Annotated in this window: 18 protein-coding genes and 3 pseudogenes; 9 read left to right on the top strand and 12 right to left on the bottom strand. The window is 67.2% G+C overall.

What is annotated here, in order from left to right; translation table 11 throughout:
* Positions 1–60: 60 nt before the first annotated feature.
* The 4 genes and pseudogenes from K8612_RS39665 to K8612_RS33320 form a co-directional block, all read right to left on the bottom strand.
* Positions 61–1,326, bottom strand: coding sequence for a tetratricopeptide repeat protein (locus tag K8612_RS39665; protein WP_223765213.1), 1,266 nt, complete (start codon positions 1,324–1,326; stop codon positions 61–63).
* Positions 1,327–2,217: 891 nt separating this feature from the next.
* Positions 2,218–2,316, bottom strand: a pseudogene (locus K8612_RS39660) (zinc-ribbon domain-containing protein); the annotation flags it as partial.
* A gap of 9 nt (positions 2,317–2,325) precedes the next feature.
* A complete protein-coding gene (locus K8612_RS33325) occupies positions 2,326–2,625 on the bottom strand; it encodes a helix-hairpin-helix domain-containing protein (RefSeq protein WP_223765193.1) in 300 nt (99 codons plus the stop codon).
* A 119-nt stretch (positions 2,626–2,744) separates the two neighbouring features.
* A complete protein-coding gene (locus K8612_RS33320; RefSeq protein ID WP_223765192.1) occupies positions 2,745–4,022 on the bottom strand; it encodes an aspartate kinase in 1,278 nt (425 codons plus the stop codon).
* A gap of 145 nt (positions 4,023–4,167) precedes the next feature.
* On the opposite strand from K8612_RS33320, the gene hutH reads away from it, so the two are divergent.
* The 5 genes from hutH (at position 4,168) to K8612_RS33295 (ending at position 10,051) form a co-directional block, all read left to right on the top strand.
* Entirely contained in the window at positions 4,168–5,694 is a 1,527-nt protein-coding gene (gene hutH / locus K8612_RS33315) for a histidine ammonia-lyase (protein ID WP_223765191.1), read from the top strand.
* Between the two features lie 82 nt (positions 5,695–5,776).
* A complete protein-coding gene (locus K8612_RS33310; protein WP_223765190.1) occupies positions 5,777–6,676 on the top strand; it encodes a DUF6310 domain-containing protein in 900 nt (299 codons plus the stop codon).
* Positions 6,677–7,426 (top strand): DUF5953 family protein, encoded by a 750-nt coding sequence (locus K8612_RS33305; protein WP_223738029.1) that lies wholly within the window; start codon positions 6,677–6,679, stop codon positions 7,424–7,426.
* A gap of 145 nt (positions 7,427–7,571) precedes the next feature.
* Entirely contained in the window at positions 7,572–8,663 is a 1,092-nt protein-coding gene (locus K8612_RS33300) for a serine hydrolase (RefSeq protein ID WP_223765189.1), read from the top strand.
* Positions 8,664–8,665: 2 nt separating this feature from the next.
* Positions 8,666–10,051, top strand: a complete 1,386-nt coding sequence (locus K8612_RS33295) for a serine hydrolase (RefSeq protein WP_223765188.1) — start codon at positions 8,666–8,668, stop codon at positions 10,049–10,051.
* On the opposite strand, the gene tnpB is transcribed toward K8612_RS33295, so the two are convergent.
* Positions 10,020–10,328: an IS66 family insertion sequence element accessory protein TnpB gene (gene tnpB, locus K8612_RS33290; RefSeq protein WP_255672550.1), complete on the bottom strand. Its 309-nt coding sequence runs from the start codon at positions 10,326–10,328 to the stop codon at positions 10,020–10,022. The two genes, K8612_RS33295 and tnpB, sit on opposite strands and share 32 nt — an antisense overlap.
* Positions 10,313–10,741, bottom strand: coding sequence for a hypothetical protein (locus K8612_RS33285; RefSeq protein WP_223765214.1), 429 nt, complete (start codon positions 10,739–10,741; stop codon positions 10,313–10,315). The genes tnpB and K8612_RS33285 overlap by 16 nt, the downstream gene beginning before the upstream one ends.
* Positions 10,742–10,781: 40 nt before the next feature.
* Here K8612_RS33285 and K8612_RS33280 point away from each other — a divergent pair.
* Positions 10,782–10,976: pseudogene (locus tag K8612_RS33280) on the top strand (transposase domain-containing protein); the annotation flags it as partial.
* 84 nt (positions 10,977–11,060) lie between these two features.
* Positions 11,061–11,330 (top strand): annotated as a pseudogene (locus K8612_RS33275) (transposase); the annotation flags it as partial.
* 180 nt (positions 11,331–11,510) lie between these two features.
* On the opposite strand, the gene K8612_RS33270 reads toward K8612_RS33275, so the two are convergent.
* Positions 11,511–14,303: a hypothetical protein gene (locus tag K8612_RS33270; RefSeq protein ID WP_223765187.1), complete on the bottom strand. Its 2,793-nt coding sequence runs from the start codon at positions 14,301–14,303 to the stop codon at positions 11,511–11,513.
* Between the two features lie 103 nt (positions 14,304–14,406).
* Positions 14,407–14,661, bottom strand: a complete 255-nt coding sequence (locus tag K8612_RS33265) for a hypothetical protein (protein ID WP_223765186.1) — start codon at positions 14,659–14,661, stop codon at positions 14,407–14,409.
* 226 nt (positions 14,662–14,887) lie between these two features.
* Between K8612_RS33265 and K8612_RS33260 the strand changes: the two genes are divergently transcribed.
* Positions 14,888–19,957: a tetratricopeptide repeat protein gene (locus K8612_RS33260; protein ID WP_223765185.1), complete on the top strand. Its 5,070-nt coding sequence runs from the start codon at positions 14,888–14,890 to the stop codon at positions 19,955–19,957.
* Between the two features lie 9 nt (positions 19,958–19,966).
* Here the strand turns inward: K8612_RS33260 and K8612_RS33255 are convergent, their stop codons facing one another.
* Entirely contained in the window at positions 19,967–20,704 is a 738-nt protein-coding gene (locus tag K8612_RS33255; RefSeq protein WP_223738022.1) for a molybdopterin-binding protein, read from the bottom strand.
* A 109-nt stretch (positions 20,705–20,813) separates the two neighbouring features.
* Here K8612_RS33255 and K8612_RS33250 point away from each other — a divergent pair, with 109 nt between their 5' ends.
* Complete coding sequence (locus K8612_RS33250; protein ID WP_223765184.1) at positions 20,814–21,968, top strand: acyl-CoA dehydrogenase family protein; 1,155 nt, start codon at positions 20,814–20,816, stop codon at positions 21,966–21,968.
* A 55-nt stretch (positions 21,969–22,023) separates the two neighbouring features.
* On the opposite strand, the gene K8612_RS33245 is transcribed toward K8612_RS33250, so the two are convergent.
* The 3 genes from K8612_RS33245 to K8612_RS33235 are packed head-to-tail and all read right to left on the bottom strand — an operon-like array spanning position 22,024 to position 24,657.
* Positions 22,024–23,028 (bottom strand): NADPH:quinone oxidoreductase family protein, encoded by a 1,005-nt coding sequence (locus K8612_RS33245; protein WP_223765183.1) that lies wholly within the window; start codon positions 23,026–23,028, stop codon positions 22,024–22,026.
* Positions 23,029–23,032: 4 nt separating this feature from the next.
* Positions 23,033–23,992 (bottom strand): aldo/keto reductase, encoded by a 960-nt coding sequence (locus K8612_RS33240; protein WP_223765182.1) that lies wholly within the window; start codon positions 23,990–23,992, stop codon positions 23,033–23,035.
* Entirely contained in the window at positions 23,989–24,657 is a 669-nt protein-coding gene (locus K8612_RS33235) for a YiiD C-terminal domain-containing protein (protein WP_223765181.1), read from the bottom strand. The genes K8612_RS33240 and K8612_RS33235 overlap by 4 nt, the downstream gene beginning before the upstream one ends.
* Positions 24,658–24,708: the final 51 nt, after the last annotated feature.

The raw sequence follows: 24,708 nt of genomic DNA, 5'->3' as shown, positions 1-24,708 counted from the left end.
CGAGCCCCCGGAACGACTGGAGTTTCTCCAGGGTGAGATGGAGGTGATCCGGTCAACGTTTCAGGGCGAGCGCTCTCCGGCTGCGGTCTGAGCGAGCATACGCCTGGCCAGGTCGTGCTTGGGGTTGAGCGCCACCACCTCGTCGAGCAGCTTCCGGGCCGTGTCCGGGTCGCCCTGGCGCAGGGCCAGCCGGGCGCCCAGGACGAAGGCGCGGAAGAGGTAGCGGTCCTGCGCGCGCAAAGCTCCCAGTTCCTCGGAGACGGCGTTGAGGGTGGCGGCGGGTGAACCGGCGCTGAGGGCGTATTCGGCGCGGGCGAGGACGCTCCAGGTCGGCTGGGGCTCCACCTGGCGCAGGCGCTCCGCGAGGGCCAGGGCGTTGGGGGCGCCCGTCACCGCGGCGTAGAGGGCCTGGGCCTTGAGGCGCGCGGCGACGGAGGCGGCGGGCTCCACGTCCGGAGCGGCCCGCAGGGTCTCCATCAGCGCGTCCAGGCCCTTGCGCCGCTCGGCGATGTCGGTGCGCAGCGGCTGCATCTCGCGCTCGGTCGCGCGCAGGTCGTCGTGGAGCGCGTTGGCCTGGCTCATCCAGCCCGGTGACGCCTTCGCGGTGGTGACCTCGTCGATCTGCCGTTTGATCGCGGCCGACTGGCTGTTCAGCCGGTCGAACTCGGCGTGCAGGTCGGACACCTGGAGGGTGTAGGCCACGGCCAGCTCGGCCTGGACCTCGGAGTACTTCGGATGGGCGGTGGCCAGGGCCTTGAGGCTCTGGATGGCCTGGTCTCGCGCGGGGGCGTCGTCACCGCGCAGCGAGCTGACGGCGCGCTCCTTCTCCGTCACGGCCTGCTCGGGCATGGCCGCGTTGCGGTCGCGGAAGACGGGATACGCCAGGTAGCCAGCCAGCAGGATGCCCGCGAGAACCATGAGCCCGAGGAGCACCCGGCTCAGCGAGGAGGCGCCCCGGTTGCCGTCCTCGATGACGATGGAGCCGGCGCGGGAGGAGGCCCCGAGCAGCTCCGGAGGCAGCTCGCTGGAGGGCTTCCGGGAAGGAAGAGGCCGGTCCAGGCCGCCCCCGAGCACCGACGCGCCGGAGGACGAAGCCGCGGGCCTGGAGGGCTCGGTGCGCGCGAAGGGCGCGTCGTCGTCGGGCAGGGAGACGGTCGCGGTCGGAGCGGAGGTCGCCCAGGGCGCATCGCCGTGGCCCTCCGGAACGAGCTTGGAGCGCGAGCCGCTAGCGGACCATGGCGCATCCGTGGGGTCGCCCGAGGGCGAGATGTCCTCGAAGGACCGGGGGGCAGCGCGGGGAGCGGAGGATTCCGAAGGGAGCGACACCGCACCGGGAGCGTGCGTCGATCCTCCGGCTCCGGGCGAACCGGAAGCCGGGGAGCCCGGCACCGCACCGAACGCACGGGTGGAACCAATCGCCTCGGCCGCCGGTGAACCCGCTGGGTCCGTTACCGCGCCAAACGCACGGGTGGAACCAATCGCCTCGGCCACCTGCGAACCCGCTGGGTCCGTTACCGCGCCGAACGCACGGGTGGAGCCAATCGCCTCGGTCACCGGTGTTCCCGACGGACCCGGCACCGCGCCGAACGCACGGGTGGAGCCAATGCCCGCATCGGCGGCACCGGAGGGCGTAGCACCCGGCACCGCACCGAACGCACGGGTCGATCCAATGCCCGCGTCAGCGGCCCCCGAAGGCGCGGGGCCCGTCACGGCGCCGAACGCACGCGTCGCGCCCACACCCTCCGGACCACGCGATGAAGCACCGGGCTCCGAGAGACGGAACGAACCCGAGGACGAAGCGGAGACTGCGCCGAACGCGCGCGTCGTCGCGCCAGGAGCCGCACCCTGCCCCGGCGGCGTCGCCGGGGGAGGAGCCTCCGCCGCGGCCCCCACCGCCCCGAAGGCCCGCGTCTTGCCCAGCTCCGCCGGAGCCTGCGCACCGGACGCCCCGGGGGGCGGCGCCGCGACCGGAGCAATGGACGGGGGCGGCGGAATCACGCCGGACGCAGAGAGCGCGCCCGAAGGCGGAGTCGGCTGCGGAACGAAGGACCCGGAGGCCGTGGTCGAACCCGCGAACAGGTTCGTGGCCTTCAGGTTGGCAGCGCCCTCACCGCCGAAGATCTGCGTGGACGACTGCGCACCCGACCGGTCTCCCCCACCCGCCGGAGGAATCTTCGGCGCGGGAGCCATGACGCCAGCGGGCGAAGCCATGAACACGTGGCCACACCGGGTGCACTGCACCGACGCGCCTCCAGGCGGCAGGAGTCGGGCATCCAGCACGTACTGCATCGAGCATTGCGGGCAGGCGATCTGCACCGGCCGTGCTTACCACACGCCCCCAGGAGCCGGCGCCGCGTCCAGCACCGTGGCTGCCCGGAGGGTCTGCAACTTGGCAGCACCCACGCCGGGCACCGCGTCCACGTCCTCCCAGCTCGTGAACCGGCCCTGCTCCTCGCGGGCGGACACCAGCTTCCTGGCGAGGTCACGGCCCACACCGGGCACCAGGGCCAGCTCGGACTCGGAGGCCGCGTTGAGGTCCAGCTTGAGCCCCAGCGCGAGCGCCTGGGCCCCCGTGGGCACCGTCCCCGGGCCACAGGTGGCCAGCCCCGCCGCGTCCAGCCGCACGGCCTCCGGCGGGCAGTCGAGCGAGGGCCGCGACTGCGGCCACCGCGCCCGGGCGGTGAAGCCCAGGGCGAGCAGCCCCAGGGACAGCGCCGCGAGCGCGGACGTGCGCCCGAACCGCTTCAGGCCTTCTGCCCCTTGAGCGCGTCCACCTCCGACACGGTGGGGTTGGCCGTCACGGGGGGCGGCGCGTCCAGCCCGAAGGCCGTGTGCAGCGCGCGCACCGCCAGCTCCGTGTACTTCGTGTGGATCACGCAGGAGGTCTTGATCTCCGACGTGGAGATGAGCTGGATGTTGATGCCCTCCTGGGAGAGCGTCTGGAACATCCGCGCCGCCACGCCCGAGTGGTTGCGCATGCCCACGCCGACGATGGACACCTTGGCGATGGCGTCATCCACCTCGACGCCGGTGGCGCCCACGTCCTGCGCGGCCTGCCTGACGACCTCGTGGGCCTTGGCGAAGTCCGACTTGGCGACGGTGAAGGTGACGTCGGTGCGCCCGTCGCGGGACAGGTTCTGCACGATGAGGTCCACCACGATGTGCTTCGCGTCGAGCGCCCCGAAGAGCTTCGCCGCGGCGCCCGGCTGATCCGGCACGCCCACCACGGTGATCTTCGCCTCGTTCCGGTCGTAGGCGACCCCTCGAACCAGCACGTCCTCCATGGATGCGTCCTCCTCGCAGACGAGCGTGCCCGGATCCTCGGTGAAGGAAGACTTCACCCACAGGGGCACCTTGTACTTCATGGCGAATTCAACCGAGCGGATCTGCAGCACCTTGGCGCCCAGGCTGGCCAGCTCCAGCATCTCCTCGTAGGTGATGCGGTCCAGCTTCTTCGCGGCCGGGCACACGTTGGGGTCGGTGGTGTAGACGCCGTCGACGTCCGTATAGATTTCACACGCATCGGCCTTGAGCGCCGCGGCCAGCGCGACGCCCGTCGTGTCGGACCCGCCGCGGCCGAGCGTGGTGACGCTGCCCGTCTCGTCCACGCCCTGGAAGCCGGCGACGACGACGATCTTCCCCTGCTTCAGCGCGGCGCGGATGGGCTCCGCGTCGATGCTCTTGATGCGCGCCTTGGAGAAGGTGCTGTCGGTGACGATGCGCACCTGGTGGCCGAGGAAGCTCACGGCCTTCCCGCCCTGCGCCTGGATGGCCATGGCGACGAGCCCGATGGACACCTGCTCACCGGTGGCGACGACGACGTCCTGTTCGCGCTCGTCGGGCCGGTCGGTGATCTGCGCCACGAGCTTGAGCAGGCGGTTGGTCTCACCGGACATGGCGGAGACGACCACCACGACGTCATGGCCGGCTTTCTGGGCGGCGAGGCAGCGGCGCGCGACGTTCTTCATGCGCTCGGTGTCACCCACCGAGGTACCGCCGTACTTCTGGACGATGAGGGCCACGGGGCTTGCGACCTCCCTGCACGGACGCGCGCAGGCTATATGGGCGCCGGGGCCTGGGTGTAAAGGGCCCTCAACCTGCCTGCCGCGAATCCGCTAGCGTTCGTGGCCCAACGATTCCAAGCCGCATTCCCGGAGTAGCCAGAACATGTCCCGCCCCCGCCTCCTCATCGATGGTGACACCCTGAAGCTGGAGGAGATCCTCCAGGTCTCCCGCCACGAAGTCACGGTGGAGCTCGCCCCCGAAGCCGCGAAGCGGGTGCAGGCCTCCCGGGCGTTGGTGGACCGGGTGGCCGCCGGAGACACGCCGTCCTACGGCATCAACACGGGCTTCGGCACGCTGGCGGAGGTGCGGATCGACCGGAAGGACCTGCGGGACCTGCAGCGGAACCTCATCCTGTCGCACGCCTGTGGCGTGGGAAATCCGCTGCCCCTGCCGGAAGCGCGCGTGCTCCTGCTCTTGAGGGCCAACGTGCTGGCGAAGGGCTTCAGCGGCATCCGGATGGAGACGCTGGGGCTGGCCATCGACATGTTGAACAAGGACGTGGTCCCGGTGGTCCCCGAGCGGGGAAGCGTGGGCGCGTCCGGAGACCTGGCCCCGCTGGCGCACCTGGCGCTGGTGCTGATTGGCGAGGGCGAGGCGTTCTTCGAGGGCGTGCGGATGCCGTCGAAGCAGGCGCTGGAGAAGGCGGGCCTGAAGCCGGTGGTGCTGGAGGCGAAGGAAGGCCTGACGCTGATCAACGGCACGCAGGCGATGTGCGCGGTAGGGACGCTGACGCAGCTCCGGGCGGAGATGCTGGCGGACGTGGCGGACATCGCGGGAGCGATGACGGTGGAGGGCCTGCTGGGCAGCCACAAGCCGTTCCTGCCGGAGATCCACGCGGTGCGCCCGCACGCGGGCCAGAAGGCGGTGGCGGAGCACCTGCGCCGGATCCTGAAGGGCAGCGAGCTGGTGGAGACGCACGTCAACTGCAGCAAGGTGCAGGACCCGTACAGCCTGCGGTGCATCCCGCAGGTGCATGGTTCCGCGAGAGAGGGACTGGCCTTCGCGCGGCGCATCCTGGAGGTGGAGGTGAACAGCGGGACGGACAACCCGCTGGTGTTCCCGGACACGGGCAACATCATCTCCGGAGGCAACTTCCACGGTCAGCCCATCTCGCTGGCGATGGACGTGGTGGCCATGGCGCTGACGCAGTTGTCTTCGATCAGTGAGCGGCGGGTGGAACAGATGGTGAACCCGAGCCTGTCGGGTCTGCCCGCGTTCCTGGCGAAGAACAGTGGGTTGAACAGCGGGTTCATGATCGCCCAGGTGACGGCGGCGGCCCTGGTGGCCGAGTCGCGAATCCTGAGCCACCCGGCCTCCGTGGACTCCATCCCCTCCTCCGCGGGCCGCGAGGACCACGTGTCCATGGGCATGACTGCGGCGTTGAAGGGGCGGCAGGTGTCGGAGTTCGCGCGTTCGTGTCTGGCGATCGAGCTGCTGGTCGCGGCGCAGGCGCTGGACTTCCGTCAGCCGGTAAAGCCCGGCAAGGGCGTCCTGGCAGCGTATGAGCTGGTGCGCAGCAAGGTTCCGCACATGGACCGGGACCGCGAGCTGCATCACGACATCTCCGCGGTCACGGCGCTCGTGGAGTCCGGGGCGATCCGTGAGGCGGTGCGGTCGGCGACGGCGTAATCACGGTCGCGAATCAGGCAGGGCCGGATCAGGTCTACTCCGGCCCTGCTTCCAGTCAGAAGCGTGTGCCCACTGAGAGGCTGTGACCTTGAAACTTGGAGCCCTCGCCACGCTTCTGTTGTTCCTGACGGCATGCGCGGCACCAGCAGCGCGTGAAAGCCGCTCTCCCAGGCGCACCAACCTCCAGCGAGCAGCGAACCTGCCGTGGACGGATGAAGGACGGTGCGTCGTCCGGGAGTCGACCGAGCCTTGGCCTGTCCTGGCGGAACGGTGCTTTCACGTCCTCGACCAGGATCGTGTCCGGTTCACTGATCGCGCAGGAAGATGCACGGTCGCCTCTGCTGAAGCCGCCACGCTGGGAATCGGGCTCTGCGTGCTGGCCGCTCCGGAGGTCATTGTTGGCGCGGTCATCGTCATCGGAGTGGTGGTGGTGGCGGTCGCCATCAAGGAAGCGATGGATGAGTCGGATTGGCCTGAAGCGGCCGAACACCCCATCCCCATGCAGAGGAGTGAAGCCGCCGAGCGGGAAGCATCAAGGAACCGAAACCCCAGCCCCCAGCCTTCAGGTCAGGACTTGTTTCCGCCATCGCCGAAGGACCCGTTCGAGCGGGATCGCAGGCCAGAGTGCAGACCCGTCTTGGGGCCACCCCGGGGCGGGAACGATCCGCACAATGAATGCGCCGACAAGATTCTCGGCAACAGCTTTCCCGGCTTCAACGTGCTCATCAATGGCAAGCACTACGACGCCCTGGTCCTGTCCCGTCGAACGCTGTGGGAGGTCAAGACCGACGACTTCGAGAAGCACTCCCCCCGCTCCCGACGATTCTTCGTCTCCATGAAACTGACCGAACTGCAACGCGAAGCCAGGCTCGCCAGAGAGTGTGGCTACGACTTCGTTGTTGGAGTGCGCAGCGAAGCGCATCGGAGCGAATTGAAGCTCGCGGATCCATCCCTCCACGTTGTCATCATGGATTGGTGCTGAATGCCCTCCAACCCTATCGAACTGGCAGTGATTGCATATGCACCTGGTTCCCAGGGCAACGACGGCCGCGCACTCACCATCATCCATAGGCTGGAGCAAGCACTTCCCGGTCTGCACCTGAAGTGGACCTCTTCAGCGACAGAGGACCTCATCCCGTTGTCCAACCGCGACGGGTGGGTTGTTGCAAACGGTCTGAGCGGCAAACTCCCCTTCCTGTGCAATGACGATGACAACAACCTCGTCACCATTTCAGGCTGGGAGAACCCGAACGGACTTTCTTCGGAGGGTCCACCGCACTTCGAGGTCCACGCTGATTTCCGGATGGAGGCTTTCAGCCCCATTGACGCAGCGAATGCGCTGGAAGCCATCGCGGTCGGAGCGCGAGCAATCTGGGGTCATGCCACGCCATTCAAGGCAGCGGTCGAAATCGCGGAGCAGACGGCCCCGACAATGGCCGGTCCCCCTTCCCCACCGAAAGGACTCCCAGCCCTCAAATGCGCCTGGGACATCTCCTCGCCTGAAATTCCACACCGCCTGGGATGGCTGAACTATTGGTCGGCGGAGTCTGCGAGAGCGATCGGATTTCCCGATCCTTCGCGCGACGCGGACCTGCTCTCGCGGACACGACGCACAGCGACGGATGGATGGATAGTAAGCCTCACAGACGCGCCACTCGATCTCGATAAGCCCGCGCATCTGGAAGCGCTCCTGAAAGCCTACGAGCGCTTCCCGAAGATCGGCGGGCGCTGAGGACGCAACTGTAGGCCGTGGGGCTCAAAGCAAGTCCTTGGATCGCTTGTTTCCTCAGAGGGAAAGGCGATTTCATGAAATCGGCATCGACTCCCGACGTACGCGGGATTCGACTGCCCCCCATCCATCGAGGCGCCTCTTGTCCATGAACCACTTCAAGCTGACCTGCCTGGGACTGACGGTCAGCCTCGGCTTCGCACTTCCTGCGCGTGCGGAAGACCCGCTCCAGGAGCAGATCCATCGATTCGTAGCGGACTCGCACTTCAATGGCGTCGTCCTGACCGGGAAAGGCGGGCGTGCGGAGTACGTCGAAGCGTTCGGGGTCATGGACACGGAGGCGAAGAAGTCGGTCCAACGGAACAGCCGCTTCTTCGTGGGGTCGGTGAGCAAGTGGCTCACGTCCATCGTGGTCCTGCGGCTAGTGGATGAGGGGAAGCTGGCGCTCGACGAGCCCATCCTCACCTATCTTCCGGAGTACCGCGCAGACACGGGCAAACAGATCACCCTGCGCCACCTGATCAGCCATGGCAGCGGCCTGCCCAATGGACTGATGGACGCGGCCAAGAAAGACCCCAGCATCGAGCGTGAGACACGGCCCCAGGCGGAAGCCGTCACCAAGTACGCGAGCGGCGACCTGGTGTTCACGCCGGGGAGCCGCTTTGACTACAACATCACCAACTGGATCCTCGTACAGGCCATCCTGGAACGAGTCTCCGGTCAGCCCTATGCGCAGCTCGCCCAGCGGCTCGTGTTCAAGCCCTTGCGCATGGCAAACAGCGGTATCGCGGCGGGTGAAGCCGGGAACGTTCCGCACCTGGCCCTGGGCTACCGCTCGCTGGAGCCCAAGTTGGAGCGTCGCGTGTACACGCTCCCGAACTACCTCGTGGTCGCTGGCGGCTTCTACAGCACCGCGGACGACATGCTGCGCCTGAACCACGGCGTGCTGTCGGGAAAGCTCCTGTCACCCGCCTCCAGGAAGGCACTGCTGACCATCGAGCGCCCTGAATCCAACTATGCCCTGGGCGGTCGCGTCCGGACCTTCGAGGCCAAGGGCCAGGCTCCCCGGACAGTCGCGACGAACGACGGGACTTGCGGCGCCTATCGCACCGTCGCCTGGCGTGACCTCGAAAGTGGCCGCACCGTCATCCTGCTGAGCAGCCTGCGGCCAGATGACGCGAAGCTCTTCGCCTTCACTGAGTCGCTCCTGGGTCTCCAGAGCGAGCAGAAGGAGAATTGATCATGTCTCTTCGACGCTGGAGCCTGTTATTTCTCCTTGGCTGGTCGCAGTGGGCCTGGGCCGCGCCGGACAAGGTGGATGCATTCCTGCGCGCGGAGATGGATCGCAATCACATTCCTGGTGCCGCAGTCGCAGTCGTCCGTGACGGCAAGGTCATCAAGCTCACGGCCTATGGCACGGCGAACCTGGAGTGGAAGGCCCCCGCGAGCACCCGCACGGCGTTCCAGATCGCCTCCGGGACCAAGATGTTCACGGCGGTCCTGCTGATGGACTTCGTGGGCCAGGGAAAGCTCCGGCTGGAGGACCGCGTCTGTCAGTACATCGCCGAGTGTCCTCCCGCCTGGAAGGACATCACCCTGCTCCACCTCGCCAGTCACACGTCTGGCTTGAAGCCGGGCCCGGTGGACGCGGACAACGCCAGCGTCACGGCCGGGATCGTTGCGGCGAAGGGGGCTCCGCTTGCGTCAGCCCCGGGCGAGAAGAATGCCTACGGATCGGACGACTTCGTCCTCCTCACCCATGTCCTGGAGAAGGTCGGCGGCGCGCCCTACGAACAGCTCCTGCGGGACCGCATCTTCAATCCCTTGGGCATGACGAACAGCGGCTTCGACCACGCCACCCTCACCGAGCAGCACGTCGTCATGACCAGCGACGTCGTCATGGAACGCTCTGCGACCTATCAATGGAAGACGGACCACCAGCAGCAATACTGGTTCATGTATCCCTATTACACGCTGTCGGCCGGTGGCCTTTTCTCCTCCGTGATGGACATGTCCCGTTTCACGGCCGCGATGATGAGCGACAAGATCCTGAACTCGGAGCTGCGGTCCGCCATGTGGACCCAGCCCAAGCTCAACGACGGTAAGCCCAGCAGCTTCGCGGTGGGCTGGACCGTGGGCCAGTACCGGGGACGCCGTGAGGTCGGACACAGCGGCGGCCCCGCGCTCTCCGACACGGTCATCTACCCGGACGACAAGCTCGCGGTGGTGGTGCTCACCAACCAGCGGAAGCTGTCCCCCACCCTGGCGCATGGCGTCGCGAACTTCTATCTGCCGCCCCCACCCTTCTTGACCGACTCCGGCATCACCGATGCCGCTCCCGAGCGGACGCAGGTCCTGAAGGAACTCCTGCCCGCCTTGTTCGAAGGCAAGGCGGAAGCCCGTCACTTCACCGGGGCCGCGAAAGAAGCGCTCGCGGACTTCAACGAGTGGCTGCCCATCGAACGCGGCGGATGGCCTCGGCTGAGCCGTCTGGTCCTCCTCCAGGACTCCTCGGACCATCTGTCGCGGACCTATCGCGCTGTGTACGGCAAAAATCAGACTCTGCGTTGGAAGGTCACGTTTGCTCCGGCCGGACTCATCTCCGAGTTGGAGCCGACGGACGAGTGAAGCTCCGGCAGGCCACGCGAATTTCGATGCCATCCAGGAGCATCGCCCACTGCGTGGCGTCCAGCGTCACCGCCTGCGCGCCCGCGTCCACCGGCGGCAGCCGGAATCGGCCCGACTCCAGCCGCTTGTAGAGGAGCACGAAGCCGCCCCGGCTCCACGTCAGCACCTTGATGCGGTCGCCCCGCTTGGAGACGAAGGCGAAGAGGTGCCCCGAGTAGACGTCCTCGCCCCACGCGCCGCGCACCAGCGCCATGAGGCCATCTATCGACTTGCGCATGTCCACTGGCTCCACCGCCAGCACCACGCGCACCGACGCAGGCAGGGCGAACACGGCTTACCGCCCCAGCGCCGCGACGAGCCGGGCCACGTACGCCACGTCGGTGCCCACGGCGAAGCGCACCCGCGCTCCGCGAAGCGCACCCGCGCTCCGCTCGCGGCCACCACCTCCAGCACGGACTCCGGCGCCTCGGAGGCGCTCGCCACTTGCACCGGCAACAGCCGCACGGCTTCGGCTCGCGACGGCGCGCTCCGCCGATGCCGGTACACCCACGACTGCAACGTGCTCAGTCGCATGCCGTGCGCCGCCGCGAACTCCCGCTGCGCCTGCCCGCTGGCCTCGAAGGCCTCCGCGACGCGCGCCCACTCCAGCTTCTCCACCTGCTTCGCCATGCGCGCCAGCGTCCGTCGCACGCCGCTACGTCGGCAATCCCTCACGGCACGTCGTTGGCCGGACGGATACGCCGGCCTCTACGCCCTCGTCGCCACTTGTGAGGCCAACCAGGTCAATCCCGAGGACTACCTCGCGGATGTCCTGCTGCGCGTCCAGACGCACCCTCACTCGCGCATCGGTGAGCTGCTACCCCACGAGTGGAAGCGGCGACATGCCGCCGACCCGCCCGAGTCACCCCTCCAGCCCAGTCCCTGAACAACTGACTCCTCGCGGCGCTCGCCGAGCACGGTCCGCGTCTGTCATCAAGCCTCCCGGCACGTCATTGGCCGGACGGCTACTGACTGCAGGCGCATGGGAGTGACGCCTCACATTGCCCAGACGACGGACACTCGACGCCGCTCGGCCATCGACAGGCGAACGACGAGGCCCGCCGGATACGCCCTCAGCCAGCGGATACGGAAGCGAATCGAAGAAGTCTGGGGCTGGATGAAGACGGTGGGCGGCTTCCGCAAGACGCGCTTCAAGGGAAGGGAGCGGACGGAGCTGTCGGCCTACCTGGTGGGCGCCGCGTACAACCTGGTGCGGATGGCGCGGCTGACTGCCGCATAGGCGCCCTTCGCCCTCTGCCTCCACCGGATGACAAGGTTGAGAACGGAGGGCACGAGAAGCCCGGTCTCATGCCTTCAAACCGGGCTTCTTCAACAGCCTGCTAGAACTTTCAGAAGAGTAACTGAGAATCCACAAACAATGTCAGCACCATCCGAGACACTCCCATCAACCCACAAGCACTTACAAGGAACTCTTTCGTCGCATCGACTTCATACGATCTTGAGCACGCATCTGATGCCTTGAGCCTTGTTGAGCGCGTGAGTACGCCGCGTCCAGATACGCCCTCGCCCTGGCATAGTAGACTTTCGCTTCCGCTTCCTTCTTCGCTCGGCGCGCCAACAACCCCAACCCCTCATTGGCCTGCGCAAGACGAAGGCGAAGATTCCTCCTATCTGGCTGCCCCTCAAACACAACACCAAGCAACTCCAAGGCCCGCCCATAGTTTCGCAACTTGATCAACAACTCACCATAACAAAAGAACACCAGGACTGAATTTGGATTCTCCTCCAGAAGAGCCTCATAAATCTCAACAGCCAAACCAAGATGCCTCGTTGCCCGAAGTGCCCTCGCAAACGAAACCTTAAATTCAAGCTCCGCCCCCTCAAAACGCTCAACATAAATCCGACGCAACACATCAACCCCAAGAAACACGGTCAATGTCCGCACAGCCTGATGAACCACAGACTCACCACAAGACCGGCATCCCAGAATTAATACGAGCGCCCGCTGCCGCAAATCCAAGCTCGTCAGCATCGGGACAACACCCAAAAGAGAGCGCGCGACATCGCTGGACACAAGACTCCCATCCATTCGACCCAACATGGCAACCATGATTTTTTCAACGGCCATCAACCGCTCACCGCCAGCATCTAAAAATCGCCGTTTCTTGCGCCCCCAAGACAAATAGCGATTCAACAGACGCAACACCAAAACCAGGTCCCCCTCTGCATCGAGCGTCAGAGTGCGCACAAAAGTCTCAAGCGGCTCAAGCAACACACCAACAGAGTGCTCAGCAACAAGTCGAAGATAAAGACGAAACGTCGCGCGCTCCTCTGGATGATCTTCGACCCACTGACGCATCACAGGAAGGAGCTTCCCCTTGACATCATCTCCCCGCAGCATCCCCAACACATTTGCCCACTCACTGGCGATCTTGGGCTGTCGATTTACAGCCAATTCCGCGACACGCTGCGCCTCGTCATCCAATCCCTGCGCCCGATAGAATGCATGCCAAATTGGCAACTCAGGAATAGGAGCAGCACAGATGCTTGCCGAAACCTTTGATACGGTGGCCACAGAAAACGTCACTACTTCCTGCGACTGCTGAGCAAACGCACGCATTAAATGCGCCCAGAACCGCCGATGCCGCTCATCCTGAGGATCTATAGTGGAAGCTATCTCATCCAGCAAGTTCAGTGGTGAACGGCCATAAATGGCACTTACTTCGCGCGCAACAAGAATATGCGCCGCACGTATCTGATTCGACCCATCCTCCTCAAAGAGAACCGAAGACGCCGCCTCCCTGTTTACGATGCGATAAAATCTACCCGCCTTGTCAAGCCGCTCCAAGACAATCGCCGGACACGAGACGCCAAATTGAAAAACAAAACAAACATATTCATACACAGCATAGACAGCCGAGTCTTTTTCGCGCAGCCACCTCAAGATGCCATCATAATGCTCGCGGAGCCCTTTCCCGGTTGACAAGACAGTCATCAACACCAGAAAAGAACTCGAAGCCTCGAAGTGCCTCCGCTGCTCGTCCGTTAGATCAGACATCTGCTTATTAAACAGCCGCAAAGCGCGCACCCGCTCGTCTACATCGACCCCCTTCAGCCTAATCTCATCTATTGGCTGACGAATCTGAGCACGACGAAGCTCTCCAGGCCACGCAGCAGTGACTATCGTCACAGGCACATCTAGCCCAACGCTATCCAACCCATCAAACACTCGCGCATCTCGAAACGCATCATCAACCACCAAGACAAACGAACGACGCACTTCTTTGTAGAAGGCACGAAGTTGCGTCCAAATCAGTTCACTTCCGCTTATTCGCGCACGCAGAACAGGCACCTGCATGCGGCGATGCGCCTCCCACGCACTTCGCAGCAGCATCGTGGATTTTCCTGATCCAGGATCACCCACCAAGCAAACTATCCGTGCGGAATCACACGGCTCAAGGATGCGTTCAAGAATCGATGCAAGTTGAGTCCGTTCAACGTCCGCAGACGCAGCCACAATTTCCCAAGACGCCGGATGCCCTTCATAGTACTGCTGCACTCGATGAGCGTTGACAGGCGAATTACCTTGCTCGTCCGTCAGAAGCTCAACAGTTCCAGCGAACCGCTCTAGAGCTGTCGTTTGAACAAAGCGCGAGACTAGCCGTTCAACATCTTCGGCAGAAAACTCAGCACGAGGCTGCAATGCTCCACGAAGCGCCGCAACGGCTTGACGTTGAATTTTCACATCGAAAATTCCCCGCTCCTCCATTCGACTTCGAGCCTGAAGTTCAAACAGCGTCTCTCCATCTGACTCGTCTCCACGCCCGAACTGCATTTCGATTTTTGAAACCAATTGCTCAACAAGAACGGCAAGTTTTTCCGGCTTAAGCCCCAAAAGCTTGTCCGGGGCCTTCACCGTGCCAGTGCTGAGCACGAGATGGCGTGCAATTTCCTCACGATCGCTGTTTGTCCCCGCTCTCGCTATCAAACGATCTACTGCTTCATTGCGATCGTGACTTCGAGCCACCAGCACAACCTGAACATTCGATTTCTCTCCTGCCTCAAGCAGATCAACTGCAAACGCCTGGAGTACAGGCCGCAAAGCAGCAATCGTATACCGTGTCCGAGGTTCGTTTTTCAGCTGAATATACTGCTCAAGTCCGCCCTCATAGAGCAGATCAACATCCTCAACCCCTTCATAGCGGACTTTCTTAAGACCATTCCGACCCACCAGTAAATTTGCGAGCTGCAAGACAGCATAGTCTTCTTGGTATTTTGTCCCATTAACAAGCGCTGCCCCTCCGCGGGTGCGCGAACCAGTGAGACTTGCTGTCCGAATAGACCAGGAGTGCATCTCAGTATCCAATCATGGATTTGTTTGTCCCATAGGACATCATCGCTCTTTCATACCCGCGGCCTTTTAACTGCTTCGTCGGCATCGAGCCTAATGCGCCCACCAAGCCTTGCGGGACTCCCGAGTTCATCCACATCTGCCGGTTCACATCGCAGCCTCGCACCACGAGCATCGATTTGACTTGGTCGAGGCATAGCGACTCGCCGTGTCCGACATACTTCTCCAGGGCCGTTTGGTCCTTGGCGGTAATGGTCATTCGAGGGTCGATCTTGAGGCTGAATCACTAAGAGTGAAGAGCCAAACACGCGCCTCCGCATCGAAGCAACGCGGCCTGCCCGGCACCGTCCCACCGCCCGTCCGCCTGTCCCCCCTGCACTCAAATCGCCAGGAAAGACGGGAAGTTGAGGGGCCGGGCGAGCGCGTGGTACGAACTCCCGTTCAGTCTCCCCCTCTCATTTCCAAAGTGCCTGGAGCCGGCTTCCATGAGCGAGAGCAATGACGTCACGCGGCCTTCGTCCTCCGCATCGGTGCCTCCCCCCGGGGCCCCCGAGGTGGGCGCGGCCCAGACACTCGCCCAGAACGTGAGCACCCTCCCCTCCCCCACCCCCCAGGCCAGCGCCGAGGACGATGCCCGCGAGCGCATCGCTTCCATGGAGCGCGAGGCCAAGGCGCTCGCCACCACCGAGCCGCAGACCGCCGCCCTCCTGTTCCATGAGGTCGGCCTGCTTTGGGAAGAGCCGCTCAAGAACCCTCGCAACGCCGCGGTCGCGTTCCAGAACGCGTACAAGCTGGCTCCGCGCTTCCTCGCCAACATCCGAGCCGCCCGCCGCCTCTTCGCGGACGTCGGCAACTGGCAGATGGTCGTGCAGCTCATCGACGCGGAGCTCGCCGCCTCCGAGGATCCTCGCCAGCAGGCGTCCCTCCTCTTCGAGAAGGGGCAGATCCTCGAGGAGCGCCTGTCCCGCGACAACGACGCCGCGGATGCCCTTCGCCAGGCCCTGGACCGCAAGCCCACCGACGTCACCCTCCTCACCCAGCTCGAGTCCGTCTACGCCGCGCGCAACGACGCGGGCGCGCTGGTGGAGATCTACCGGCTGCTCGCCACCGCCGTCGTGCCGCCGTCCCTTCGCGCCCACTACCTCACCTCCGCGGGCATGCTCCTGGAGGAGCGCCTCAAGCAGAAGGACGCCGCCGCCGCGGCGTTCCGTGAGGCGTTCGCGCTCGACCGCTCCGACCCGCTGCTCCAGGCCGCCGTCAAGCGCGTCGCCGAGCGCGAGGGCCGCACCGACGAGCTCCTCTCCGCCCTCCTCTCCGAGGCCGAGGGCCAGGGCTCCCAGGGCGCTCCCGCCTACCTCCACATCGCCAAGGTCCATGACCGCCTGGGCCGCAAGGACGACGCGCTGTCCGCGCTGCTCGCCGCCCGCCGCGTGAGCCCTCATGAGCCGCTCGTGCTCAGCGCGCTCGCCGGCATCTATGAGACCCAGGGCCGCTTCGAGGAGCTGGCCGACGTGCTGCTCGCGTGGGTGGGCTCCATCAACGACGAGAGCGAGCTCGTCGCCATCAACCTGCGCCTCGCCGCACTTTACGAGGACGACCTCAAGCGCGACCAGGAGGCCGCCGCCCGCTATCAGGCCATCCTCTCCCGCATCCCCAGCCACGCCGCCGCGCTCGCGGGCCTGGGCAAGCTGTCGTACCGGATGCAGAACTGGGAAGGGCTCGTCGCCGTCTTCGACGCGGAGGTCACCGCCGCCGAGGACGCCAAGGGCAAGGCCGCTCGCATGTACAAGGCGGCCGAGATCCTGGAAGAGCGCCTGGGCCGCCAGGAGGACGCCATTGCTCGCTACAACGCGTGCCTCCAGCTCCAGCCGGGTTACCTCCCCGCGCAGAAGGCCCTCACCCGCCTCTACGAGCGCCAGGGCCGCTTCGCCGAGCTGGTCCAGATGTTCGAGCAGGACCTGCTCCAGACGTCCGACCGCGATCAGGTCATCACCACGCTCAACAAGATGGCGGTCATCTACGAGGACCGCCTCGGGGACCTGGACCACGCCATCGAGTGCATGAAGCGCATCCTCGACCTGGCGTCGGATCACCTGCCCACGCTGCGCAACCTGGCCCGCCTCTACGAGCGCGCCGGGCGCTTCCGCGAGCTGCTGGAGACCAACGACCTGGAGGCGTCGTTCGCCGGTGACACCAAGCAGGTCCTGTCACTGCTCCACCGCAACGCGGAGATCCTCGACGAGAACCTGAAGGACCGCGTGGGCGCCATCACCGCGTATGAGCGCGTGCTCGCGCTGTCGCCCTCGTACTTGCCCGCGCTCAAGGCCCTGGGCCGGCTGTACGCGCAGGACGGGCGGTGGGAGAAGCTCATCGACATGTACCGCGCGGAGTCGGAGATCTCTCCGTCCACCGACGCGGCCGCCGCGCTCATCTACAAGATCGGCGAGCTGTACGAGCACCGCCTCAAGCAGGAGAACGAGGCGCTCGCGTCGTACCAGGAGGCGCTGATGCTGGCGCCCAGCTACTTCCCGGCGCTGCGCGCTCTGGCCCGCATCCACCGGGCCCACGGTGCGTGGGAGAGCCTGGTGGAGGTGCTTCGCGCGGACGCCGCCAACCGCACGGATCCGCTGGAGCGCGCCAACGCGATGTACCAGGCCGCCGCCATCTGGGAGGACCAGTTGGGCCGCCCGGAGCTGGCCATCGACGGCTACCAGGAGGTGCTGCGCCTCACGCCGGGCCACGCCGCCACGCTGCGCGCGCTGGAGCGCCTGTACGTCGCGCAGGACAACGTGAAGGAGCTGGTGTCCATCCTCGACCGCGAGACGCAGGTGGGCCAGACGCCCGCGGCCAAGGTGACCGCGTACCTGAAGCTCGCGCGGCTGTACCTGGACCGCTTCCAGGAGCCGTCCCGCGCCGCGCAGTGCTGCGAGTCCGTGCTGGGCCTGGAGCCCGGCAACCTCACCGCCCTCATGCTGCTGGAGCGCATCCGCGTGTCGGACCGCCTCCGCCGCGCGGAGCTGCGCGCCCGCATCGCCGAGCGCGTCACCGACCCGCGCCTGTCCAGCGCCCTGCGCATCCTGGCCGCCGCGGATCAGGAGAAGGGCCCGCCCTCCGAGCGCACCCTGGAGGTCTACCAGCGCGCCTTCGACGCGGACCCCTCCGACGCGCGCCTCGCCTTCGGCCTGGAGCGCGTGCTGCGCCAGAGCGGTGACACCGCCGCCCTGTCGCGCATGTACGGCATGCGGCTGGCCGTCACCACCGACGCCACGGAGGCGCTGGAGCTGCTGCTGCGCGCCGCCGAGCTGGCCGAGAAGAACCCCGACCAGGAGCAGGCCGCCGCGCTGTACCGGCAGGCGCTGGAGCTCCAGGCGCAGTGCCTCCCCGCGCTCCAGGGCGCCCGCCGCGTGGCCCTGCGCCGGGGCGACTTCGCCACCGCGCGCGCCATGATGGAGACCGAGGCCCGCGCGAGCCGCGACACCAAGAGCGCCATCGAGGGCTTCGTCGCCGCCGCGAAGCTCGCGGCCCAGAAGCTCAACGACCCCGACGGCGCCGCGGCCCTCTACCGCCTGGCGCTGGAGCGCGACCCGCTGCACCCGGGCGCGGCCACCGGCCTGGAGGAGCTGCTCGCGCAGCGCGGCGGTTCCTCGGACCTCGCGGCCCTGCACGAGCGGCGCGCGGAGGCCCGGCTCGCGCAGCGCGACGCGGAGGCCGCCGCGGCCGCGTACGTCACCGCGGCCCGCCTGCACAACGTGGCGCTGGGTGACCGCGCCCGCGCGCTCGCGGTGCTGGAGAAGGCCCTGGCGGCCCGGCCCGGCTTCCCCGACGCGCTGGAGACCCGCGGCCTGCTCCTCCTGGAGGCGCAGCAGTACGCGGAGGCCGCGCAGATGCTCGGCCAGCGCGTGCAGCAGGGCGGCGATCCCCGCGTGCTCGCGCAGCACCACCTGACGCTGGGCGCGCTCTACCAGCAGCACCTCAACGACCCGGGCCGCGCGGCGGCGCACCTCCAGACGGCGCTGGCCACCCTGCCCCGCCACCCGGAGGCGCTGGAGCGGCTGGCCACGGTGTACGCGCAGGGCCGCAACTTCGGCGGCGCGGTGGACTGCCTGCGGCGGCTGCTGGACCAGGACCTGCCCAACGACGCCCGCGCGCGCTTCACCGTGGAGCTGGCGCGCATCCACGAAGAGGGCCTGGGCGACGTCGCCTCGGCCACGGCGCTCTACAAGAAGGCGCTGGAGCTGACGCCGGGCGAGCCCGCGCTGGTGGACCGGCTGGTGGCCCTCTACGAGCGCCAGCGCAACCTGCCGGAGCTGGCGCAGATGCTGGAGGCCCAGGCCGCCGCCACCGCGTCCACGGACGTCAAGCGCGCGGTGTCCCTGCGCATCCGCGTGGCCAGCTTCTACGCGGGCCCGCTGGCGGAGCCGGCTCGCGCCACCGTCATCCTCCGGCAGCTCGTGGAGCAGGACCCGCAGAACCTCCAGGCCCGCGCCGCGCTGGCGGAGCTGTATGGCCGCGACATGGCCAGCTACCCGCTCGCCATCGAGGAGCACCGGCAGATCCTGCGCCAGGACCCGTCCAGCGTGGGCAGCCTGCATGCGCTGTTCAAGCTGTGGGACGCGCAGAAGCAGCAGGACAAGGCGTTCGCCGTCGCCGCGGTGCTGACCTTCATGCGCGCCACCAACGAGGTGGAGCAGGCCTTCTACTCGGAGGCCCGCGCCCGGCAGCCGCAGGAGCCGCGCGAGGCGCTGCCCGCCACGGACGTGGACACCGTCCTCATGCACCCGGCCGCGCGCGGTCCGCTGACGGAGCTGTTGCGCGCCATGGGTGAGCACCTGGGCAAGGTGTACCCGCCGCAGTTCGAGATGCTCGGCGTCAACCCGAAGCAGGACAAGCTCAAGCCGGACTCGGCCGTGTTCAAGGCCGTGCGCGCGGTGGCGCAGACGTTCGGCGTGGAGGACTTCGAGGTCTACCTCGCCCGGCGCGGCATGTTGCAGCCGGAGACGACGGAGCCCCTGTCCCTGTGCGTGGGCCAGGACGTCGTGCGCCGCTTCAACGCCCGCGAGCAGAAGTTCCTCATTGGCAAGGCGGTGCTGGGCCTGCTCAACAAGACGGCCGTCCTCTCCAAGCTGTCCCAGGGCGAGACGGTGGACCTGTTCGGCAACGCCATCCGCGTCCACGTGCCGCAGTTCAACGGCCTGGGCCGGCGCAACGACGAGATGTCGAAGCAGCTCAAGAAGGCCTTCAGCCGCAAGGCGATGAAGGCCTCGGAGGGCCCCTCGCAGACGCTGTCCGAGCAGTCGAAGATCGACGTCGCGACGGTGGTGGACGCGCTCGGCTTCTCCGCGGACCGCGCGGGCCTGCTCGTCTGCGGCGACCCGTCCGTGGGCCTCACCATGGTGCTGCGCGAGGATCCGAACATCGTGGCCAACCGCCAGGAGGGCAGCACCGACGCCATCCTCCAGGCGGTGCGCGAGCGCGCGGACCTGAAGGCCCTGCTGTCGTGGCTGCTGACGGACGACTTCTTCCGGCTGCGCCAGCGCATCGGCCTGGCGCTGTAGTCCGGCGCGTTACTCCCGGCGGACCAGCGCGTCCGCCGGGAACCCCGCGAGCAGCCGGCCCACGGCGTCGTCCACGTGGGCCCGCTCGGTGGCCTCCACCGTCACCTTCACGCGGTAGTCCATGGCCGCGTCGAACACCGGATAGGAGCCGATGGCCACGTGGGGCATGTCCAGCGCCACGCGGTCCAGCACGGCGGCCAGGGCGCTCTCGCCCAGGTTGAAGTACAGGTTGATCAGGTGCACCGGCGTGCCGCTCAGCCGTGAGAGCACCGTCTCCAGTTGCAGCCGGAAGAGCTGCGGCACCCCCGGCAGCAGGAACATGTCCCCCACCGTCAGCACGGGGAACCACATGCCCGGCTGGGCCAGGAGCACTGCGCCCTCGGGAGCGTCCGCCAGGCGCAGGGACTCTGGCGTCACCGGCGACGTGCCGGCGCGGGCCTGGATGGCCGACACCATCTCCGGCAGGCGCACCACGGGCCGGCCCAGCGCGAGCGCCACCGCGCGCACCGTGACGTCGTCGTGGGTGGGGCCAATGCCTCCGCTGGTGAAGACGTAGCGGGCCTTGCGCCGGGCGCGGGACACCGCGTCCACGATGGCGTCCACGTCGTCCAGGATGGTCTCCACCGAGACGAGGGGAATGCCCAGCTCCCGCAGCCGCTGGATGAGGTGGGGGCCGTTCTCGTCCTTCACCTTCGCGGTGAGGACCTCGTTGCCAATGATGATCGCCGCCGCGCCGTTCCGCTCCATGGAACCGCGGACTCTACTCCAACGGACCCCGGGGGTGGACTCGCGCGGTGCGCGGGCCCGGACCCGCCCTGTCCTGGAGTCAGCAAGGGGGGACGGACATCCTTCGCGCATGGATTCCACCGAGACCCGGGACGCGATCCGCGCGTCCGTGCGTGCCCTGTGCAACCGCTTCCCCCCGAAGTACTGGCGCACCCTCGACGCGGAGCGTGAATACCCTCACGCCTTCGTCCAGGCCCTCACTGAGGCCGGCTTGCTGGCCGCGCTCATCCCGGCCGAGTACGGCGGCGCGGGGCTGGGCCTGCGCGAAGCGGCGGTCGTGCTGGGGGAGATCAACCACTTCGGCGGGAATGCGTCCGCGTGTCATGCGCAGATGTATGTGATGAACGTGCTCCTCAGGCACGGCTCCGCGGAGCAGAAGCAGCGGTATCTGCCGGAGATCGCCGCGGGCCGGCTGCGGCTCCAGGCCTTCGGGGTGACGGAGCCCAACTCGGGCTCGGACACCACCGCCATCGAGACGACGGCGGTCCGGCGCGGGGACCGCTACGTCGTGAACGGGCAGAAGATCTTCATCTCGCGCGTGCTCCAGTCCGACCTGATGCTCCTGCTCGCCCGGACGACGCCCCGGGCGGAGGTGCGCAAGAAGACGGACGGGATGAGCGTGTTCCTGCTCGACCTGCGGAAGACGCAGGGGCTGGAGGTCCGGCCCATCCGGACCATGCTCAACCATGCGACGAACGCGCTGTTCTTCGAGAACGTCGAAGTGCCCGCCGAGGGGTTGATTGGCGAAGAGGGCAAGGGCTTCTCATACATCCTGGATGGCATGAACGCGGAGCGGGTGCTCGTCGCGTCGGAGGCCATCGGGGATGGGCGCTGGTTCATCGAGAAGGCCGTCACCTATGCGCAGGAGCGCGTCGTGTTCGGCAAGCCCATCGGGGCGAACCAGGGCGTGCAGTTCCCCATCGCGAAGGCGCACACGGCGCTCACGGCCGCGTCCCTGCTGACGGAGCAGGCCGCGACGCTGTTCGACAGCCACCAGCCCTGCGGAGCCGAAGCGAACATGGCGAAGTACCTGGCCGCCGAAGCCGCCTGGGAGGCCGCCAATGCCTGCATGGACACCTACGGGGGCTATGGCTTCGCCGAGGAGTACGACGTGGAGCGCAAGTTCCGGGAGGTGCGCCTGTTCATCAACGCGCCCGTGAGCCGGAACATGGCCCTGTCGTACATCAGCCAGCACGTCCTGGGGCTGCCCCGCTCGTTCACGTAGCGACGGGCGGCGCACGGAGCGACGGGCGGAAGGTCCCGGCTCTTGCCTCCGCGAGTCACCGGGTGTCGCGCGGTGCGTCCTGGTCCTCGCGGACGTGGACCACGACCTTGCCGATGGCGCGTCGCTCCGCGAGGGTGCGCAGGCCGTCGGCGGTTCGCGCCAGGGGGAGGCGCGCGGTAATGCGCGGGAGGATGCGGCCCTGCGCATACCAGGCGAAGAGCTGCTCCAGGGTTTCGCGGAGCGCCGCCGGGTCGTGGTAGCGGAAGTAACGCAGCGACGACCCCAGCACCGCGCGGTGCTTCACGAGCAGCCGGTTGGCGGGGATGTTCGGGACCTGTCCCGCGGCGAAGCCCACGAGCACGTAGCGGCCACCCCACCCCAGCGTCGAGAGCGCCGGGTCGAAGAGCGGGCCACCGACCGGATCGAAGCAGACGCTCACCCCGGAGGCTCCGGCGACTGCGAGGACCTGCTCCTTCCAGTCTCCGGCGGCGTGGCTGATGACGTGGTCCGCGCCCGCTTCACGCGCGATGGCGAGCTTGTCCGGCGTGCTCGCGACCGCGATGACGGTGGCCCCCAACGCCTTGCCCAGTTGCACCGCCGCGAGCCCCACGCCTCCGCTGGCGCCCAGCACGAGGAGGACCTCCGACGGCTTCAGGTGCGCGACGCGGATCAGCGCCAGGGCGGTGCTCACGTAGGCGCTGGTCAGCGCGGCGGCGACGTCGAAGGAGACGCCTGCTGGCAGCAGGAAGGTCTCCCTCACGGAGGCCACTGCCTGCTCGGCATAGCCTCCGTGCCACAGGATGGCCACGACGCGGTCTCCAGGCTGGAAGCCCGAGCCTTCGGGGGCGCTGGCGATGGTGCCGGCGGCCTCCAGCCCTGGGACGAAGGGCAGCGCGGGCCGCGTCTGATAGGTGCCTCCAATCATGAGGAGGTCGGCGAAGTTCACGCTGCAGGCGCGCACGTCGATCTTCACCTCGTCGGGCTTCGGAACGGGCTCGGGGACCTCCGCGAGGGTGAGCTGTTCGGGCCCGCCCCACGTCCCGCAGACAATCGCTCGCATGTCGTCACTCCTGGGTGGAAGGGGCCGCGAGGCTTCGCCAGAGGTCGTCGTTCGCGGGCAGGCTCGACGCCTCGGTCACCAGTTGCTCGAGCTGATCCGGGCTGCGCGCGCCGACGAGGATCGACGTCACGAAGGGACAGTGCACCAGCCACCAGGTGGCCAGGCCCGACGGTGACAGTGCGTGGGCGGCGGCCTTCGCCTTGAGCTGTTCGACGCGGGCCGCGTTCTCCGGAGTCCACGCCTTCGCGTAGAGGTCCCTGCGCTGTCCGATGCGCGTGCCTTCCGGGATGTCACCCGCGATGGCGTACCTGCCGCTCAGCAGGCCGCCCGCCAGCGGTGAATAGGGCGTGTACTGGAGCCCCAGCTTCGCGCAGGCCTCCAGCACGCCGTTGTGCGCGTCGTCCTGTTCGAGCAGGTTGAAGCGGTTCTGGACCCAGCCGAACCCCACCGGTCCGCCCGAGCGCGGAGCGGCGCAGCGCCAGAGGTCGCTCGCGGTCACGTTCGACAAGCCGAAGCGGCGGACCTTGCCTGCCCTCACGAGCGCCTGGAAGGTGTCCAGGACGTCGTCCCACGACGTGGCGGGGTCCGGCACGTGCGCCAGGTAGAAGTCGAGCGTGTCGACGCGGAGCCGTGCGAGCGACCGGTCCACCTCCGCGAACACGTGCTTCCGCGCGAGCCCGCCACGAAGTCCCACCTTGGACGAGATGAGCACCCGGTCCCGCGTCGCTGCGCCACGTGACGCCAACCACGCGCCGATGATGGCCTCGCTGGCTCCGTCCGCGTAGGTGCCCGCCGTGTCGATGAGGTTGATCCCCAGCGCCACCGCGCGATCCAGGAGCGCGTGCGCTTCGGCTTCGGTCTCTCCCTGGCCCAGCAGCTTCCGGGAGCTCCCGATGCCTCCGAAGTTGGCAGCCCCCAGCGCGAAGACCGAGACGTCGATGCCGCCCAGCTTTCGGTGGATCACGTCCGCCACGCCTCCGGAAAGGGCAACGCCAGGTCGCCTTCTCCTCCGCTGGAGGAAGCAGGCTGGCCCAGCAACGTGAAGTGCGCCGTGTAGGTCGCGGCGGGCTCGCCTTCGTCGATGAAGACCTGCGACGTCGCCGTGAGCCGCACCTTGCCTCCCTGACGAAGCGTGTCGGCCTCCAGCGCGGGCAGCGTGTCACAGCGGGCCCGGTAGTCGTGGGTGATGGGCCGATGGATGGCGAACTCGCAGCGGCGAAGGAGGATCTGCACGGCGAGCCGCTCCGCCCACGCCGCCCGTACCAGCAGCAGCCACGGCGCGAGCCCCGCCGAGGTGAACACCCCAGGACCGAAGGCCGTGCCCCGGTGGTTGAGCGAAGGTCCCAGTGGAGCCGTGAGCACGATGCGCCCAGGTTCGAATGACTCGAAGTGGATCCCGAGGAACTTCGTCATCGGGATGCGTGCATGAAGTTCCTGGGCCAACCGCGCCAGGACGTCCTCCGGTGCATCAAGGTGCGCCCCGTGCGCGGCCGGCGCCCCATGATTCGACCCGTGCCCTGGCCGGGAAGCGCTGTTCTCTTGCGCCTCATGGGGGTGCCCGTTCACGACCGGCCTCCCATGAACCGGGTCATGCCCTGCGCGGAACGCACTGTCTCCTGATGGGCCCATGCAGCGCCCCAAGCCATGATGCAGGGAGCGCTCTGTTCTGCGTCCGGGTGG

Source organism: Corallococcus sp. AS-1-6 (genome assembly GCF_020037015.1).
GTDB lineage: Bacteria > Myxococcota > Myxococcia > Myxococcales > Myxococcaceae > Corallococcus.
Note: the sequence above shows the minus strand (reverse complement) of the source record. Positions and strands in the feature narration are given on the sequence as shown.